At 61.9% G+C, this 278-nt stretch carries 1 protein-coding gene; it reads right to left on the bottom strand.

Going from position 1 to position 278, the window contains the following annotated elements; translation table 11 throughout:
- A partial coding sequence (locus ACZ2XM_RS15490; protein ID WP_490619014.1) for a hypothetical protein occupies positions 1 to 278 on the bottom strand: 278 nt, incomplete at both ends.

The following is a 278-nucleotide window of genomic DNA, read 5'->3' as shown; positions in this document are numbered from 1 at the left end:
GCAAACCCGGTGTCACCGATCCGGTAAGCCGAGATCCCCTTCGCGAGCGCATCGACGGACAGGCTCATGCACGCCGCACCGATCGGCACGCCGTCGAGTTCCACGCGGCTGTTGATGAACATCATGTAGCCGCCGACGGTCACCTCGCGATCCATGTTCACGTCGTACGCCTTGCCCGACGACAGGAAACTGGTCAGCCACTGATCCTTGTCGGTCACCTTCCGCTGCAAGCCGGCTTCGTTGTAGTAGTTGCCGCTCTTCACCGACACCCACTGCAC

It is taken from the genome of Psychrobacter sp. CoH-33_TS_01, assembly GCF_058189395.1.
Note: the sequence above shows the minus strand (reverse complement) of the source record. Positions and strands in the feature narration are given on the sequence as shown.